Source organism: Streptomyces sp. NPDC093801, from assembly GCF_040701585.1.
Classification (GTDB): Bacteria; Actinomycetota; Actinomycetes; order Streptomycetales; family Streptomycetaceae; genus Streptomyces.
This window is the reverse complement of record NZ_JBFBDP010000041.1, coordinates 51,520-68,857: the sequence shown is the minus strand read 5'-3', so window position 1 is coordinate 68,857 and position 17,338 is coordinate 51,520. Positions and strand designations below refer to the sequence as shown.

The window sequence follows — 17,338 nt, the reverse complement described above, 5'->3', positions numbered from 1 at the left end:
CCGGGCGGGACCGCCGCATCCGTGCGCTTCAGGAACGACTCGAGGGCTCGTGCGGGTGCTTCCAGCAGCGCTTCTCCCTCCGGTGTCCTCAGGGCAGTGTCCAGATCTGCCGCGTCACGAGGTAGAAGACGGCCGCCCAGAACACGGTCGCCGCGGCGACGATCCCCAGGCCGATGAGGTTGTTCCTCGCCCGCGGTTCGTCCGGGGCCGGTCGCAGCCACCGCCTGAGCAGCCGGTTCACGTAGTAGGGCATCGTGAGGAAGGTCATGAGGAGGCTGGAGAGCAGGTTGCCGATCAGCAGCCCGATCCAGAGCGGCATGTGCAGCGGCGACAGGGCCAGCGTCAGCAGTACGACGGTGGGGTAGAGGCCGACCCAGACGGCGATGGCCGTCTTCATCTCGGAGGGCGGCGGCACCTGAGTGCCGTTCTCCTCGAAGGCGAACCAGCTGCCGAAGGAGTTGTCGACCGTGCTCAGTTTGAAGTCGCGGAACTCCGCGCCCTCGGCGAGGGCTTCCCGGCGCTCGGCCGAGGTCAGCCAGGCGTCGAGGTGCTGGGCGCTGTCGAAGCGGAACAGCGTTGTCCACTCGTCCTGGAGCCCGTCGACCGGCCGGAACGTCTCGGTGCCGCGGAAGCCCTCGAACCTGCTCTCCGCCTCGGTCATCCGCCGCTGCCACGCGAGGAAGGCGTCCACGCTGTCCGGGCGGACGCGGTGGGTGACCACCACGGTCACCAGCGGATCGGGGGCCTTGGTGTGGCCGGTGACCACCCGCTGCGTCCCCGGGCCGTCGAGGTAGGTGTCGCCGACCGCCAGCAGCCGCTGCCTGGTCGAGCTGTTGATCCACGCCTGGAGGTGGGGTATCGAGTCGTACCGGTAGACGATGACCCACTCGGGCTGCAGGGGCGTCGGCCGGGAGACCTCGACGCCGAGGTACCCGGGGTAGGCGGCCGCCGCGGCGTTGACCTCGTCCTGCCAGGTCTCGTACTCGTGCTCCCGGCCGGGGAGGACCTTCTGGCCGATGATGGCCGTCGCCACGGCGTCCTCCGCCACGGCGTCTTCGTACTCGTGGGTGTCCATGGCTCAGGCCTTGGAGACGGGCTGCTGCGCGTTCAGCCGGCTGTAGATCCGTTCGGGCGTCAGGGGCAGCGCACGGTAGCGCACGCCCGTGGCGTCGTGGAGCGCGTTCGCCAGCGCGGGTGCCACCGGGTTGATGGCGCACTCCGCCATCCCCTTCGAGCGCAGGGGGCCGACGGAGTCCGCCGAGTCCACGAGGAGCACCTCGGTGCGCGGGACGTCGGCGTAGGCGGGGATGCGGTAGTTGCGGAAGTTCGGGTTGACCACGGCCCCGTCCGCGCCGACGAGGAGGTTCTCGGTCAGGGCGAAGCCGATGCCCTGGGCGACGGCGCCCTCCACCTGTCCGCGGACCTGCTGCGGGTTGATGACCACCCCCGCGTCGGTCGCCTGGACGCTGTACAGGATGCGGATCTCACCCGTCACCCGGTGGACGGCGATCCGGAACCCGTGGGTGTTGGACGTGACGCTGCGGGGCGAACCGTAGGCCCTGCGGGCGGCGGTGAACCGGATGCCGCGGGCCCGGGCCAGTGCCACCAGCTCGGCCAGGGTCACGCGCCTGTCCCCGCAGGTGACCCCGTCGTCGTCCATGGAGCAGAGCACGGGGTGGACGCCCGTGTGGGCGGCGGCGAACTCCAGGATGCGGTCGCGCACGGCGTTGGACGCCCGCAGCACCGCGTTGCCCGAGACGAACAGCCCCGCGCTCGCGAAGGCGCCGGTGTCGAAGCCGGTGCGGTCGGTGTCGGACTGCACCAGGCGGATCCGCGACGGTGTGGTCCCCAGCTGGCCGGCCGCGATCTGGACGTGGGCGGTCGAGGTGCCCTCGCCGAACTCCGTGGTGCCGACGGCCACTTCGTAGACGAGGTCGTCGCCGAGCGTGACCCAGGCCTCGGAGATGTGGTCGGTCGGGGGCGCGGTCTCGTGCATCGAGCTCGCGACGCCGGACCCGACGAGCCATCCCGGGCCCGGGTCCGGGGCCTGCGGCGGCCGGGCCATCGCCCGGTCCACCAGGTCGATGCACTTCGCCAGCCCGTCCTCGGTGAACGCCACGTCGTCCGGGCCGTCGTGCAGGGCGACGAGCGGGTCGCCCGGCCGCACGATGTTGCGGCGGCGCAGTTCGAGCGGGTCCATGTGCAGGGCGAGGGCGAGCTCGTGCATCGCGGACTCCATGGCGAAGGCCGGCTGCGTCATCCCGTAGCCCCGCAGCGCCCCGCTCGGCACGGTGTTGGTGTAGACCGAGTACGCGTCGTACCGCTTGTTGGGGCAGCGGTAGATCATGACGGCGGCGCCGCCGGCGTAGAGCGTCTCGCCGCCGTGGTTGCCGTAGGCGCCCGTGTTCGACACGTTGCGGACCTGGACGGCCGTGAGCGTTCCGTCCGCCCTGGCGCCCAGCTTGATCGTCAGCGACATCGGATGCCGCGGCGAGGCGGTGGTGAACTCCTCCTCGCGGGTGTACTCGAAGCAGACGGGCCGTCCGGTGTCCAGGGCGGCGAGCGCCGCCAGGTCCTCCGAGATCACCTCCTGCTTGCCGCCGAATCCGCCGCCCACCCGCTTGCAGAACACCCGGAGCTGGTCGGGGCGGAGCGCGAACAGGTACGCCAGTTTGACCTTCGCGATCGAGGGCGACTGCGAACTGGTGCGGACGTTCAGCCGCCCGTCCTCCATCCAGGCGATCGATCCGTGCGTCTCCAGGTGCGCGTGCTGCACGCGCGGCGAGGAGTACGTGCCCTCGTGGACCACGTCGGCTTCGGCGAAGCCCGCGTCCACGTCCCCGATGTGCGTGTGGAGTTCGACCAGGACGTTGCGGACGGGGTCGCGGACGAACGGGTCGTGCGTGCCGTGGATCTGCGGAGCCCCCTCGGCCATGGCCTCCTCGGGGTCGAACACCGCGGGCAGCGGTTCGTACGCGACGACCACCCTGCGGCAGCCCTCCTCCGCGGCGCCGGGGGTGTCGGCCAGCACCGCGACGACGCGCTGGCCCGCGAACCGGACCGTGTCGTCGAGGATGAAGGTGTCGTCGGGATCGACCAGGTGGTCGGTGTGGATGGCGGTGGTGAAGCGTCTGCGCGGCACGTCCTCCCAGGTGTAGACGCGGTGGACGCCGGGAACCGCGAGTGCGGCGGTCTTGTCGATCGAGACGATGCGGGCGTGCGCGTGGGGGGAGTGCAGCACCTTGAGGTGCAGCATCCCCTCCATGCGGGTGTCCATCGTGAACTCGGCCCGCCCGGTCACCACGTCGTTGGCCGCGGGCGCGCCCACGCTCGTCCCGACGGCCTTCCCCGGCTTCGCCGTCTCCACGCCGACGACGCCGTTCACCGCGTCCTCGATGGCCCGGTAGCCGGTGCAGCGGCAGAGGTTGCCCTTCAACGCCCGGGGCAGGTCCGCCTTCTGGGCCTCGGTGAACGCCGCCGAGGTCATGATCATCCCGGCGGTGCAGAAGCCGCACTGGAACCCGGGCGCGTCCCGGAACCGGCGCTGCACCGGATGCAGGTCGCCGGGCGCCCCCAGCCCCTCGATGGTGGTCACCTCGTGGCCGTCGGCGCGGAACGCGGGGGTGATGCAGCTGTGGACCGGGCTGCCGTCCAGCCACACCGTGCAGGCGCCGCAGTCGCCCGCGTCGCAGCCCTTCTTGACGCCGAAGTGGCCGAGCGCACGCAGGAAGGTGCGCAGGCACTGCCCGGGCTCCGGCTCCTGGTCGAAGGCATGTCCGTTGACGCGGTACGTCATGACGGGCCCCCGTCCTCGAGTTCGTGACGGATCTCCTCGGCGAAGTGCTTCGTCAGATGGCGGCGGTGGTCGGGGGTTCCGTTGGGATCCGCGAACCAGACGTCGCCCGGGATGGCGTCGACGCCCTGCTGGAGGTCCCGGGCGTCGGGCAGGGCGTCGAAGGCCAGGCGGACCGGTCGCGTGGTGCCGGCCGTGACGGTGAGGAGCAGGTCGTTCCCGCCGGGGGTCCGCGTGCCGACGACGAAGACGGTCGAACGGCCGAGACGGGTGAGCGAGAAGCGCCGGTGGGCGGCGCGCTTGCCCAGGGCCCTCGCCGGAATGCGGACGCGCCGCAGGATCTCGCCGGGGGCGAGGACGTTGCGGCCGTCACCGGTGACGAAGTCGAGGGCGTCCACGGTGCGTTTCGATCCGTCGGGGGCCCAGAGCTCGTACACGGCCTCCAGCGCCACCGTCATGGTGATCATGGGGCCGGCCGGCAGCGACATGCAGATGTTCCCGCCGACGGTCGCCGCGTTCCAGACCTTGAACGAGGACAGGAAGGCCTCGCAGCTCGCGGCGAGCAGCGGACCCGCGGTCCAGTCGCGCGGGGGCGTGAAGGCGTACAGGTCGCGGATGGTGCACGTGGCACCGATCTCCAGGCCCTTCTCGTCCGGGACCAGGGGGTCCCAGCGCAGCGCCGTCAGATCGACCAGGCGCCGCAGGTCCGGCTGTTGTGTGGAGAAGAGCCAGGTTCCGCCCGCCAGCCAGGCGTCGCCCTCGCGCCAGTCGGCGGCCGGCTGCTCGGAGGGCCGCCGGACGACTTCGATGATGGTGCTGAGGTCCACGGGAAACCGACCTCCCTCAAGACGGGCACCGTGCGATGGAGGGGCGGTCAGGCGCCGTTCCAGTCTAGATCGCGCCCCTGCCCGGCGCAGGGCGACCGGTGCCGGGCCGCACGGCCCCGGCGCCCGGCACCCGGCGTGGAAGGGGGCGGAAACCGCCCCGCCCCGCCGCCCCTGACCCGCCCCGCCGTCCCCGCCCCGCCCTCAGATGCCCGCCGTCTCCTGCCACAGGCGGGCCAGCGCCGTGTCGCCGGTCACGCCCGGACCCGCCAGCGGCAGCCGGTTCCACAGGGCCGCGTACAGCCAGGCCGCCCGGCCGGTCAGTTCGCAGTCCGCCGGATCGCCCGTGTCCCCCCGCACCGTCCGCGCCGGCTCCTTCGACAGGTGCACCGTCCACACCGCGCCCGTGTCCGCCGCCCGGACCCTGACCAGCTTCGGCTCCTCGGTGCGGACCCGGCTGCGCGGCCGGGCGTGGAAACCGGTCAGCAGCTCGTCCACCCCGTCCTCGGCGAACTCGGGCGCCACCTCGGAGAAGGCCACTCCGCGCGCCGCCTGGGCGTCGAAGCGGTGCACCGCCGTCTCGTGCGCCTGCCGCCGCGCCCAGAAGGCCAGCGGTGAAGGCGCCGCCGTCGGCAGGAAGGTCCAGCAGCGCAGGTCCTCCGGTGCCTCGGCCAGGGCCCGCACCAGCTCCGCGTGCCCCTCCCGGAACCAGGCCAGCAGCTCCGCCCCGGCCAGCTCCGGCGCGTCCGGGAACGGCGCCCCCTCCAGCAGGCCGTCCGTCACGTACCCCGTCGCCCAGCGGTGCACCGCCCCCGTGTGCCGCAGCAGATCGGTCACCCGCCACTCGGGACAGGAGGGCACCAGGGCGTCGGTGCCCGCCCGTTCGGCCTCGTCGGCCAGCAGCCCGCCTTCCCGCGCGAGCGTCTCCACGTACTCGGTGATCTTCATGCCCCGAGTGTGCCAGCCGCCCCCGACAATGGAGGGGTGGACGGTGGACTCTTCCCGCGCGGGCGGACCGAGGTCGCGCCCGGTGCCGCGCACCTGCCCGACTGGCTCGGGCCGCGGCGCCAGCGCGAGCTCCTCGACGCCTGCCGCGCCTGGGCGCGCCCGCCCGCGGGACTGCGCACCGTCCGCACGCCCGGCGGCGGCACGATGACCGCCCGGCAGGTGTGCCTGGGCCTGCACTGGTACCCGTACGGATACGCGCCCACCGCCGTCGACGGCGACGGGGCTCCGGTCAAGCCGATGCCCGCCTGGCTCGCCGAGCTGGGGCGGCGGGCCGTCGCCGACGCCTACGGGACGCCCCCGCCGCCCGCCGGGGCCTACGACATCGCCCTGGTCAACTTCTACGGGGGAGACTCCCGCATGGGCATGCACCGGGACGCGGAGGAGCGCTCGCCCGCCCCGGTCGTCTCGCTCAGCCTGGGCGACTCCTGCCTCTTCCGCTTCGGCAACACCGCCTCGCGCGGGCGCCCATACCGGGACGTCGAGCTGCGCAGCGGGGACCTGTTCGTCTTCGGCGGCCCGAGCCGGCTCGCCTACCACGGGGTGCCCAAGGTGCTCCCCGGCACCGCACCGCCCGCGCTGGGCCTGACCGGGCGGCTCAACATCACGCTGCGGGTCGGCGGCCTCGGTCACCCGTAGCCGCTGCACCCCGCACCACCCGATCATGCGAGGATCCATGCATGAACGGCAACGGCGCCCCGCCCGGGGTGGGGGACGAGACCACGGCGTCGACGGCTTCCGGTTCCACGGCTTCCACGAAGAGCAAGCTGGAGCGGGGCCGCAGCGCCCTGGGCCCCGCGCTGGAGCTCGTCCACACCGGCCGGGCCCCGACGCGCGCGGTGCTGACGGCCGAGCTGGGCGTCACCCGGGCCACCGCCGGGGCCGTCGCCGCCGAACTGGAGGCCCTCGGCCTGATCCGCGTGGACTCCCGGCCCGGCGGCGCCGGCGGCACCCAGGGCCGCCCCTCGCACCGGCTCGCCGTCGACGAGAACGGCCCCGTGGCGCTGGCCGCACAGGTGCACTCGGACGGGTTCCGGGCCGCGCTCGTCGGCCTCGGCGGGCGGATCGTGGCCACCGCGCCCGGCAAGGTCACCGTCTCCGCCGACCCGGCCCAGGTGCTCGGAGCGGTGGTCGGCGCGGGCGCGCGGCTGCTCGCCGAGTCGGGCCGGCGCTGCATCGGCGCGGGCCTCGCGGTGCCGTCGGCGGTCGCCGAGCCCGACGGCACGGCCCTCAACCCGCTGCACCTGGCGTGGCCGGCGGGCTCCCCGGTACGGGCCATCTTCGCCGAGTGCGTGAAGGCGGCCGGGATCGACGGACCGGCCCTGACCGGCAACGACGTGAACCTCGCCGCGCTCGCCGAGCACCGCCACGGCGCGGGCCGCAGCGCGCAGCACCTGCTGTGCGTGGCCACCGGCCACCGCGGCGTCGGCGGCGCGCTGGTGCTGGACGGCCGGCTGCACAGCGGCAGCTCCGGCCTGGCCCTGGAGGTCGGCCACCTCACGGTCAACCCCGAGGGGCGCCCCTGCCACTGCGGCAGCCGGGGCTGCCTGGACGTGGAGGCCGACCCGCTGGCCTTCCTGACCGCGGCGGGCCGCACGCCCGGCCCCGAGGTGTCGCTGCTCCAGCAGGCCCGGGACCTGCTGCGCGCCGAGTACGCGCAGCCCGCGGTACGGGCGGCCGCCGAGGAGCTCATCGACCGGCTCGGCCTGGGCCTGGCGGGCCTGGTCAACATCCTGAACCCGGACCGGATCATCCTGGGCGGGCTCCACCGCGAGCTGCTGTACGCGGACCCGGAGCGGCTGCGCGCCGTGGTCGCGGACCGGAGCCTGTGGGGGCGCAGCGGGGGCGTGCCGATCCTGCCCTGCACCCTCGACCACAACAGCCTCGTCGGGGCGGCGGAGCTGGCCTGGCAGCCGGTGCTGGACGATCCGCTGGGGACGCTGGGCGCGGCGGCCTGAACCGGCCGGTCCCGGCCCCGGGGGGGCGGCCGGGTCCCGGGGAGGCGTCAGCCGGGCCCCGTGCCGGCCGCGACCGGCGCCGGCACGGCCGTCGGTACGGCCCCTGCGTCCACGGTCGTGAGCACCGCCCGGGCGGGCTCCCGTACGGGCTTGTTCACGCCGATACGGACCGTGTGCGGCGGCGCCGCCGGGACGGGGGCGGCCCGCATGGAGAACCAGACCACTTTGCCGGGTCCGTCCGGCTGGGGGCGGGCCCCCCACGCCTCGCTGACCGCCTCCACGAGCGCCAGCCCGCGGCCGCACGTCTCCAGGCCACCGGCCTCGCGCCGGACGGGCAGGCGCGGATCGCTGTCGCGGACGGAGACGGTGAGCCGCCCGAGGCGGAGTTCGATCTCGACGACGCAGACCTTGTCCGGCTGCGCGTGGCGGTGGACGTTGCTGAGCAGCTCCGTCACGCCGAGCGCAGCCCGGTCTATGAGCGGGTCGAGCTGCCAGTGGCGCAGTTGGGCGGAGAGGATCCTGCGGACCTGGCCGATCCGCGCGGGCAGGGCCTGCAGTTCCACGACGCAGTGCCTGCGGGAATGTGTGATCACGGCTGCGACTCCCCGACATCAGTGTTACGGGTGCTGCACCCTCGGTGACGCATTCTCAAGGGTCACCCACCGTCGCGCCGCTTGCAACCGAACGCGACCGAAAGCGATCCGCATGGAAACCCAAAGTGACCGTTTGTGCAGGTGAGGGGGGTACATTTCGAAAGGAGGGGGCCCTGGAACCGACAAAGGAGCAAGGCGCATGAGCACCACCGGCACCACCGGTACGACGGCCTCGAACACGGCCGCGAGTCCGGCCGGACGCGTGGCCGCGAGCACGGTGACGACCACCGTCGACATCGACCGCAGCGACGCCGAATACCGCGCCTGGCTCAAGGAGGCCGTGCGCAAGGTCCAGGCGGACGCCAACCGCAGCGCCGACACGCACCTGCTGCGCTTCCCGCTGCCCGAGTCCTGGGGCATCGACCTCTACCTCAAGGACGAGTCCACGCACCCGACGGGCTCCCTGAAGCACCGCCTCGCGCGCTCGCTGTTCCTGTACGCGCTGTGCAACGGCTGGATCCGCCCCGGCCGCCCGGTCATCGAGGCCTCCAGCGGCTCCACCGCCGTCTCCGAGGCCTACTTCGCCAAGCTGATCGGCGTCCCCTTCATCGCCGTCATGCCGCGGACCACCAGCCCGGAGAAGTGCCGGCTCATCGAATTCCACGGCGGCGCATGCCACTTCGTCGACGACTCCATGAAGATGTACGAGGAGTCGGCCGACCTCGCCGCCCGCACCGGCGGCCACTACATGGACCAGTTCACCTACGCGGAGCGGGCCACCGACTGGCGCGGCAACAACAACATCGCCGAGTCGATGTACCAGCAGCTGCGCCTGGAACGCTACCCCGAGCCCGCCTGGATCGTGGCGACCGCCGGCACCGGGGGCACCTCCGCGACCATCGCCCGCTACGTCCACTACATGCAGCACGACACCCGCATCTGCGTCCCGGACCCGGAGAACTCCTGTTTCTTCGACGGCTGGACGCACCACGACCCGCACGCGAGCAGCGACTGCGGCTCCCGCATCGAGGGCATCGGCCGGCCCCGCATGGAGCCGAGCTTCGTGCCGGGCGCCATCGACCGCATGATGAAGGTCCCCGACGCGGCGAGCGTCGCGGCCTGCCGCGCCCTCGAACAGGCCATAGGGCGCAAGGCCGGCGGCTCCACGGGCACCGGGCTGTGGAGCGCACTGAAGATCGTCTCCGAGATGGTGGCGGAGGGCCGCAAGGGCAGCGTCGTGACCCTGCTCTGCGACCCGGGCGACCGCTACCTCGACAAGTACTACTCGGACGAGTGGCTGGCGGCGCAGGGCCTCGACATCGCCCCCTACGCCAAGACGATCGAGACGCTGCTGGAGACCGGCGACTGGCGCGAGCCGCAGGCCTGACGCCCCTGCGGCGCCCGGCGACTGGCGCGAGCCGCAGGCCTGACGCCCCTGCGGCGCCCGGCGGTTCAGCCGCGGCCCGGGGCCTTCCCGAGCCGGGCGTCGAGGGCGCGCACCGCCGTGCGGAAGGAGTGGCCGAGCCCCGGGCGGGCGGCGGCCAGCGCCAGGCGGAACGGGGCCGGGCCGTCGGCCGCGAAGGTCCAGCGGACGAGGGTGCCGGGGGAGCGGTCGCCGGGGGAGTGCGGTCCGGCGGCCGGGGCCAGCAGCCACTCCTCCAACAGGGCGCGCACGCCCGGCGCGTTGGTCTCGTCGACCCGGTAGGCGTAGCGCCGGGGGGCCTGCGCGGCCACGACCGTCTCCCGGAAGCGGACCCCGCCCCGCAGCCCGATCTCCCGGCCGGCGCCGCCCCCGGTGGGCCGGGCCAGCGACACCGCCCCGAACCAGGCCGGCCAGGCCGTGACCTCCTCGGCGAGCGCCCGGTACAGGTCCGCGGGCGGGGCCGCGGCCCTGGCGGTGAAGACCAGGCGCGTCGGGGCGCGGTCGAGGAAGTCCAGCCCCACGGGGCGGAGTCGGCGGGCCATGGCGTTACCCCCTGGGACGCGAGGACGGCGGGCGCGATGCCGTCCCATTGTCTGGTACGTCGTCAGAGAATGGCAGTGACAGGGGCGTCGTGCGGATGCGTGGGCCGTTCGGGTCGGTGCGGGGACCTGGGCTGCGCGGGGCGGACGGTCCCTCGCGACGGCCCTCGGCGGTCGTGGCGCGCACCGGTTGCGGTCGAGCCCGTTCCGGTTCGGGCTCCGGTTCGGGCTCCGGCTCCCGCTACGGCTCCCCCACCTGCTCGGGCTTCACGCGAACGGAGCCTGGGCAGCGGGGCGTTCGGGCGGGATGCTGGGACCGGCCCGACCCCGCCGCCCGCGTCCGGGCCCCCACCCGCCGCCCTCCCGCGGAGGCCCCCATGCCGCAGTCCGCCGCCCCCGAGGCCGTCCCTCCGGGCGCGCCCCCGCTCGCCCTCGAACTGTTCGTGCACGGAGTCGCCGGAGCCGCCCCCGGCGAGCTGCTCCGCGATCCGCACCCCGTCCGGGTGACGGGCGACTCCACCGCGGCCGTGTTCCGCCGCGCGGAAGACGCCGACGCCGAGGCCCACCCCGAGCGCTACGCCGGGCGGGCCGTCCCCGAGGCCTACTGCTGGTCCCGGCTCACCTCGGGCAACGGCGCCCGCGCGCTGTGGCTGCTGCTCCTCCCGTTCATGGTGGCCAACCTCGCCCACTGGGCCCGGCCCGCCACGGCCCCCGCCGGGCCGCCGCCGTGCGCGGTGCGCGGGTACGGGCTCCTCGTGCGCCTCCTCGCCCTCAGCCTCACCGTGCTGCTCGTCGCGGCCGCCTGCGAGGTGGCGCTCGACCTCCTCGCCTGGCAGTGCGCGGGCGCCCGCGCCTGCACCGGCTCCTGGCCCGCCTTCCTGCGGCCCGGGGCGTGGTGGGCCCAGCCCGGGCGGCGCCTCGCGCTCGGCGCCCTCGTCCCGGCCGCGCTGACCGGGCTGTTGTGGTTCCTGTCGGCCCGGACCTGGAGCGCCTACGAGTCCCAGCCTCCGCCCTCCGGAACCGCCGGCGCGGGGGCGGCCGCCGCCGGCCACGGCGAAGCCCCGCTCGGCCGGCCCGGGTTCTGGTACGGCCGCCGGATAGTGGCCCGGCTGCGCGCCGCGCACACCGCCGCCGGGCTCCTCACCGTGGCGCTCGCCGTCGCCGCCCCCGCCCTGCGCGAGGACCGCGGCTCCACCGCCACCCCGCCCGCCCTGCTGGCCGCCGGCTGGGCGGCGCAGGCGCTCCTCGCGGCCGGGGCGGCGGCCGTGCTGTGGGTCGTCTGCCGGCGCGGCCGCACCGAGGCCCGGCCCGACCACCGGCTGGACCGGGCCGCCATCACCCTGCTGCCCGCCGGCGCCCTCGCCCTGCTGGCCGCCGCGCTCCTCTACGCCGGCTGGTCCCGCCCCGGCTGGACCTCGACGGGCCGGCTCCCGGGCGACGTCGCCTTCGGGGTGCTCATGCTCGGCCAGGGCGGCTGCGTCCTCGCCCTCGCCCTCGTCGCCCGCCGCCTCCACCGCCGCACACCGACCCCCGGAGCCGCCCTCGGAGGCCTCGGCGGGCCGGCCGCCGCCCTGCTCGGCTGCGCCCTCGGCGGGGTCATGTCCGGCGGGGTCGCCCAGCGCGTCGCCGACTGGCTCGACGGGGCCGCAGCCCCCGGCACGCCCGGATCCGCACTGCCCGGACCGCCCGTCCTGCTGTCCTGGCAGGCCTCCGTCCTGCCGCCGCTGCTGCTCGCGCTGGCCCTGGTCGGCGCAGCGGCCGGGGTCCGGGCCGCCGTGACCCGGCGCAGGGCCGCCGCCACCGTCGCCGCCGAATACCCCGGGGCCGTCCCCGACCCCGACCGCAGCCGGCGCATCGCCGGGGCGCGGGCCACGGCGGCGCTGACCGACACCGCGCCCTGGTTCGTGGGCGCCGTCTGCGCGGCCACCCTGCTGCTCGGCGCGGGCGCCCTCGCCGGGGCCTGGATCACCGGCGAGGTCCCGGCCGAGGCCGCCCGGGGCGCCCACCCGCTGCCGGCGGCCGCAGCCCGTGCCGCCCAGGACAGCGGATCCTGGCTGATCGGCTTCGGGATGGCCGCCTTCGTCGCCCTGGGCCGCCGGGCCTACCGGGACCCCGCCTCCCGCCGCACCATCGGCATCCTGTGGGACGTCGGCACCTTCTGGCCGCGCGCCGCCCACCCCTTCGCCCCGCCCTGCTACGCCGAGCGGGCCGTGCCCGACCTGACCTGGCGGATGACCGGCTGGACCGCGCGCACCGGCGGCCGGCTCGTCATCTCCGGCCACTCCCAGGGCAGCGTGCTCGCGGCCGCCGCCGTCTGGCAGCTGCCGCCCGGCACCCGCCGCCGCGTGGGGCTCCTGACGTACGGATCACCGCTGGCCCGGCTCTACGGCCGCTGGTTCCCCGCCTACTTCGGCCCCGGCCCGCTCGCCGCCCTGCACCGCGACCTCGACTGCTGGCGCAACCTGTGGCGGGCCACCGACCCCATCGGCGGACCCGTCGCGGCCGGCGCCGACGGGGACGGACCCGTGGACCGGGGGCCCCTGGCCGACCCGGTCGCCTACGGACGCGACCCCCTGCACCCGCTGCCCGCACCGATCCTGCGGCACGGCGACTACCAGGCCGACCCGGCCTTCGCCGCCGAACGCGACGCGCTCCTCGCCCGCCTGGCCGCCGCCGCGCGGGCCGGGAGGCCGGAGGGCGCGGAGCTGCCCGCCCAGCGGATCAGCACGGCGCGGGAAGAGCCGGCAGATCCGCCGGGAACAGCAGGGTGAGCTCGTCCGTGCCCGCCTCCGCCAGTTGTGCCACCCGGCCCGCGTGCCGCTCCACCATCGACTCGAAGGTCTGGCGCGCGGTCCGGCCGTTGCCGAAGGCCGGGCCCTTGGGCAGCTCCGTGAAGTAGTCCAGCAGCGCCCGGGCGGTTCCCTCGCCCAGGCGGTACTCGTGCTCCTCGGCCTGCTGTTCCACGATCCGCAGCAGCTCCTGCGGGCCGTAGTCCCCGAAGGTGATGGTCCGCGAGAACCGGGACGCCACGCCCGGGTTGACCGTGAGGAACCGCTCCATCTCCTCCGTGTACCCGGCGACGATCACCACCACCGCCTCCCGGTGGTCCTCCATCAGCTTCACCAGCGTGTCGATGGCCTCGCGCCCGAAGTCCCGGCCCGAGTCCTCCGGCGCCAGCGCGTACGCCTCGTCGATGAACAGCACCCCGCCCCGCGCCCGTTCGAAGGCCTCCTGGGTGCGGATGGCCGTCGACCCGATGTGCTCGCCGACCAGGTCCACCCGGGACACCTCCACCAGGTGGCCGCGCTCCAGCACCCCGAGGGAGGCGAGGATCTCCCCGTACAGCCGGGCGACCGTGGTCTTGCCCGTCCCCGGGGAGCCCGTGAAGACCAGGTGCCGGCGCACCGAGGCCGCCTTGAGGCCCGCCTCCCGCCGCCTGCGCCCGACCTCGATCATGTCGGTGAGGGCCCGCACCTCGCGTTTGACGCTGTCCAGCCCCACCAGGGCGTCGAGCTGCCCCAGCACCTCGCCCGCGCCACGGCCCGCCGCCTCCCGGGCCCGGGGCTCGGGCAGTGGCGCCGGTGCCCGCCCGGGCACCTCGCCCGGCCGTCCCGCGAGGTCCTGCGCGGCCGCCGCCGCAGGGCCCGCGGGCCGTGCCCCGCCGGCCGGGGCGCCCGCCGCCGCCCCGGCGGTGAGCCGGGCCGCCGGCCCGTCCCCCGTGCACCCCTCGGCACGCGGGCCGTCCTCCGCGAACTCGTAGCCGCCGCGCGCGCAGCGCTCGGTGTGGCAGCCGGTCAGGACGCTGCGGCAGCCGTCGAGGACGTGGAAGCCGAAGCCGGAACTGCCCGTCACCCGGCAGGCCGTGAAGGTGCCCCGGCCGCCCGCCGACACGTAGAACCCGGCCTCGGCGCAGGAGCTGACGGTGACCCGCTCCAGGGCCGGGTCGGCGCCCTTGCTGACGATCACCCCGGTCTGCACGCCGTCGACGGTGCAGCCGCTGAGGCTGCCGCCGCTGCCGTGGTCGCGGAACCAGGCACCGGTGCCGGCCTCCCGGATCCGGCAGTCCTCCAGCCGGGCGGTGGCCCCGTCGCTCACGGACACTGCGGTGTTGCGCACCTGCGACAGATCGCTGTCGAGCACCTCGGCGAGCGAACCCCGGTCCAGCACGAACAGGGCGTCCGGTACGTCGTGCAGCCGGCAGGAGTCCAGGGAGGCGGTCGCGCCGTCGCTGACCCACACCGCCGGGTAGTCGCCCGTGCTGTCGTGGATCTCGCAGGACTCGGCCTCGACCCGGGTCCCCGGGTCCCACACCGACAGGCCGTTGCGCCCGAACCGGCGGACCGTGGTGCGGCTGAGGCTGAGCACGGAGCGGGACCGCAGGTCGACGGCGTTCTCCGGGATGTCGTGGATGTCGCAGCCGGCGAGCGACAGCACCGCGTCGGTGTCGAGGGTGACCCCGTCGCCGGAGGTGCGGTGCACCGCGCAGTCCGTCAGGCGGGCGGCGGCCCGCGCCGAGACCTGCACCCCGCTGCCCTTGATCTCGTACACCTCGCAGCCCAGCGCCTCCAGCCCCGAGCCCTCGCCGGTGACGGCGATCCCCGCGCCGATGGCGTGGTGGATCCGGCAGCGCTCCAGCCGGGGGTGCCCGCCGCGCACCGAGAACCCGGCCTGCCCGGCGGCGACGACCTCGCACTCCTCGAACACCCCGCCGCCGCCGTCCAGGACGGCGATCCCGACCCCGGCCGGGTTCTCCACCGTGCAGCGGCGCACCAGGGGCCTGGCCCCGCCGCGCACCTCGATGCCGGACGCCGACCGGGTGTGCACCCGCAGATCGCTGAACTCGGGGGAGCCCTCCTCGACGAGCAGCGCGGGCGCCGCCCGGTCCGCCCCCTCCAGGTAGAGGTCCTGGACCACGGCCGAAGCGCGCACGGTCAGCGCGACCCCGTCGAGCGGGGCGATCCGCACCGAGCCCGCCGCCGCGCCCTCGGGCCCGCGCAGGGTGACGGCATGACGCAGGACCAGGTTCTCCCGGTAGGTGCCGGGGGCGACGGACAGCACGTCGCCGTCGCCCGCGACCGCGAGGGCGGCGCCCAGCGTCGGATACTCACCTGAGCGCCGCCGCCACCGCGAGGCCCCGCCGTGCGTCACCTGGACCGTGCCCTGAGCCATCGTGCTGCCGTGCCCCCACCCTCGTACTCGCGCTGCCGGACCGGGCCGGAGCGGCTGAAGCGGCCGCGGCCCTCCCGGGCGCCGAAGCGGCCGGGCGGGCCTGCGGCTCCACCGTAGCGCGCGCGGGGCCCGGGAGTTGCCAGGTCAGCTGCCCGCACCCGCCCGGCCCCAGTCGGGCCCGGCCGCCGCCCACGCGCGGTCCAGACGCACGTACCGCCGATGCATGAGCCTTCGTACGACGAGCCGGCGGAGCGTCTCCGTGAGCGCGGCCGCCGTGAGCGCGGCGGCCAGCCCGGCCATGGCCGCGTGGAAGGAGGCGGCGCCCGGGTCGAGCGGCCGTCCCACGAGCCGGCCCCGGATGTCGGTCCATATCCGGAACCGGTCGCCCGGACGCGGTGGTTCCTCCGCCGCCGGGACCGCGCCCTCGTGGCTGGTGCCGTCGGGCGCGGTCCACGAGGCCACGATCGTGGTCCGCGCCGGAGCGGTCCGCTGCGCCGCGGGCTCGGCGTCCGCGCCGGCCGGCCCGGCCGGCTCGGCCGCGGGCCGCACCACCACGGCCGGGACGAGGTACCGCTCCTGCCGCTGCTCGTGCGCCGCGCGCTGGAGGATCCCGTCCACCCGGAGGCCGGCGGCCCAGCCGACGGCCGGAGCCACCAGCAGGACGCACACCAGCGCGACGCACGCCACCCACGCCTCGACGAGGTCGGTCGGCCTGCGCAGCGGATTGCGCCGCCAGCGCCACACACCCATTGCCGTCCGCACGGTCCGGCTCCCCCTGCCCATGCCAGTCTGCGTCTGTCTGCGCGTCCCAGCCTTCCGCACGCCCGAGGACGCGCGTTCCGGGACGCGCGGGACGTCCGTCACCCGATCCGGTGCTCCTGCCCCGGCGGGTGCCCGTTCGTCCCGCATGCTCCAACGGCCCCGCGCCACCGGTTGGTTCCGGTCCGGCCCGCGAGCCCCTCGAAGGTGTCATTCCCCCCGTACGCCCGCCCGCCGTGGTCAGGGGCGGGCCGGGTCCGGGGTGCGGGGCGGGGTCACTCCAGGACGCGCACCTCGTCGCCCACGCGCACGGTGCCCGGGACGACCGGCACCAGCTGGCGCCCGAAGGCGAGCGACTTGCCGATGCGCCGGTGCCGGGCCAGGGTCTTCAGGGGTTCCCGGCCGCGTTCGGCGGTGGCCTGGTCGGTGGTGGTGACGATGCAGCGCCCGCACTCGCGCACCCCCCGGAAGACGGCGTCGCCGATCGCGATGCGCCGCCAGCCGTCCTCGGCCCAGGCGTCGAGGTCTCCGCCGACCACCACGTTGGGGCGGAACCGGTTCATCGGGAGCGGCCCCTCCTCGGGGTGGTCCCCCTCCGCGATCAGGGCGTTGAGGGCCTCCAGCGAGGCGGTGGAGGCCAGCAGCACCGGGTAGGCGTCGGCGAGGCTGACCGTTTCGCCGGGCAGGGCGTAGTCGGGGTCCACGGGCCGGCGGACCGCCGGGTCGTCGAGGTGGACCAGGCGCGCGGCCTGCCCGAGGAAGGCGCTGAACCATTCGGCCGCGGCCGCCGAGGCGACGACCGTGTCGACCTTCTTGCCGAACAGGACGACCGGCTCCAGCGGGCCGGGCTCCGGCACCTCCACGACCAGGTCCGCCATGCCGGGTGCCGACAGCGCGACCCGGCCGCCGTCCAGCGGACGGGCCGAGGCCAGCGCCAGCCGCGCCTGCTGGCGCTGGGTGATGACCGCGCCCGAGGTGTCGACCACGGCCCAGCGGCGGTCGCCGGCCGGGCCCCAGGGCTCCACGGCCATCTCGTCGGGAGCGGTCCCCGCTACGGATTTGACGGGATGGACGTGGAGGGACCGGACGTACAAGTTCGACATGGGGGCATTTTGCCAGCAGCCCGTGCCGGCACCCCAGCGCGTTTCGCGCAGGGCGCAGTGATCCGGCCGCGGGGTTCGGGCCACGGCCGTGCGGGACGCGGCCCGCGGGCCCCGGCGCAGGGCGGCCGGGCGAAACGGTCAGCCTCGCCGACGCCTACCCGGTGCTGCTGGC

At 75.5% G+C, this 17,338-nt stretch carries 13 protein-coding genes and 1 pseudogene; 4 read left to right on the top strand and 10 right to left on the bottom strand.

What is annotated here, in order from left to right; all coding sequences use genetic code 11:
• The 5 genes and pseudogenes from AB0469_RS34820 to AB0469_RS34800 form a co-directional block, all read right to left on the bottom strand.
• Positions 1–95: pseudogene (locus AB0469_RS34820) on the bottom strand (SsgA family sporulation/cell division regulator); the annotation flags it as partial.
• The gene (locus AB0469_RS34815) at positions 89–1,075 is read right to left on the bottom strand and encodes an antibiotic biosynthesis monooxygenase (RefSeq protein WP_366455514.1); all 987 of its coding nucleotides are present in this window, start codon (positions 1,073–1,075) and stop codon (positions 89–91) included. The gene AB0469_RS34815 and the pseudogene AB0469_RS34820, both read right to left, overlap by 7 nt.
• Before the next feature lie 3 nt (positions 1,076–1,078).
• Positions 1,079–3,796: a molybdopterin-dependent oxidoreductase gene (locus tag AB0469_RS34810; protein ID WP_366455512.1), complete on the bottom strand. Its 2,718-nt coding sequence runs from the start codon at positions 3,794–3,796 to the stop codon at positions 1,079–1,081.
• Positions 3,793–4,620: an FAD binding domain-containing protein gene (locus AB0469_RS34805; RefSeq protein ID WP_366455511.1), complete on the bottom strand. Its 828-nt coding sequence runs from the start codon at positions 4,618–4,620 to the stop codon at positions 3,793–3,795. The genes AB0469_RS34810 and AB0469_RS34805 overlap by 4 nt, the downstream gene beginning before the upstream one ends.
• Before the next feature lie 201 nt (positions 4,621–4,821).
• Complete coding sequence (locus AB0469_RS34800) at positions 4,822–5,565, bottom strand: maleylpyruvate isomerase family mycothiol-dependent enzyme (protein WP_366455510.1); 744 nt, start codon at positions 5,563–5,565, stop codon at positions 4,822–4,824.
• Positions 5,566–5,601: 36 nt separating this feature from the next.
• Between AB0469_RS34800 and AB0469_RS34795 the strand changes: the two genes are divergently transcribed.
• A complete protein-coding gene (locus tag AB0469_RS34795; RefSeq protein ID WP_366455509.1) occupies positions 5,602–6,261 on the top strand; it encodes an alpha-ketoglutarate-dependent dioxygenase AlkB in 660 nt (219 codons plus the stop codon).
• Between the two features lie 41 nt (positions 6,262–6,302).
• Positions 6,303–7,580, top strand: coding sequence for an ROK family protein (locus AB0469_RS34790; RefSeq protein WP_366455508.1), 1,278 nt, complete (start codon positions 6,303–6,305; stop codon positions 7,578–7,580).
• Positions 7,581–7,627: 47 nt separating this feature from the next.
• On the opposite strand, the gene AB0469_RS34785 is transcribed toward AB0469_RS34790, so the two are convergent.
• Positions 7,628–8,173, bottom strand: a complete 546-nt coding sequence (locus AB0469_RS34785; protein WP_366455507.1) for an ATP-binding protein — start codon at positions 8,171–8,173, stop codon at positions 7,628–7,630.
• 199 nt (positions 8,174–8,372) lie between these two features.
• Here AB0469_RS34785 and AB0469_RS34780 point away from each other — a divergent pair, with 199 nt between their 5' ends.
• Positions 8,373–9,560, top strand: coding sequence for a PLP-dependent cysteine synthase family protein (locus AB0469_RS34780; RefSeq protein ID WP_366455506.1), 1,188 nt, complete (start codon positions 8,373–8,375; stop codon positions 9,558–9,560).
• Positions 9,561–9,625: 65 nt separating this feature from the next.
• Here AB0469_RS34780 and AB0469_RS34775 read toward each other — a convergent pair whose 3' ends face one another.
• Positions 9,626–10,138 (bottom strand): SRPBCC family protein, encoded by a 513-nt coding sequence (locus tag AB0469_RS34775; protein WP_366455504.1) that lies wholly within the window; start codon positions 10,136–10,138, stop codon positions 9,626–9,628.
• A gap of 374 nt (positions 10,139–10,512) precedes the next feature.
• Between AB0469_RS34775 and AB0469_RS34770 the strand changes: the two genes are divergently transcribed.
• Entirely contained in the window at positions 10,513–12,906 is a 2,394-nt protein-coding gene (locus AB0469_RS34770; RefSeq protein ID WP_366455503.1) for a hypothetical protein, read from the top strand.
• Here the strand turns inward: AB0469_RS34770 and AB0469_RS34765 are convergent.
• The 3 genes from AB0469_RS34765 to AB0469_RS34755 form a co-directional block, all read right to left on the bottom strand.
• Complete coding sequence (locus AB0469_RS34765; protein WP_366455502.1) at positions 12,857–15,304, bottom strand: right-handed parallel beta-helix repeat-containing protein; 2,448 nt, start codon at positions 15,302–15,304, stop codon at positions 12,857–12,859. The genes AB0469_RS34770 and AB0469_RS34765 overlap by 50 nt on opposite strands.
• A 144-nt stretch (positions 15,305–15,448) precedes the next feature.
• Complete coding sequence (locus AB0469_RS34760; protein WP_366455500.1) at positions 15,449–16,066, bottom strand: hypothetical protein; 618 nt, start codon at positions 16,064–16,066, stop codon at positions 15,449–15,451.
• A gap of 272 nt (positions 16,067–16,338) precedes the next feature.
• Positions 16,339–17,166: an MOSC N-terminal beta barrel domain-containing protein gene (locus tag AB0469_RS34755; protein ID WP_366455499.1), complete on the bottom strand. Its 828-nt coding sequence runs from the start codon at positions 17,164–17,166 to the stop codon at positions 16,339–16,341.
• Positions 17,167–17,338 lie beyond the last annotated feature (172 nt).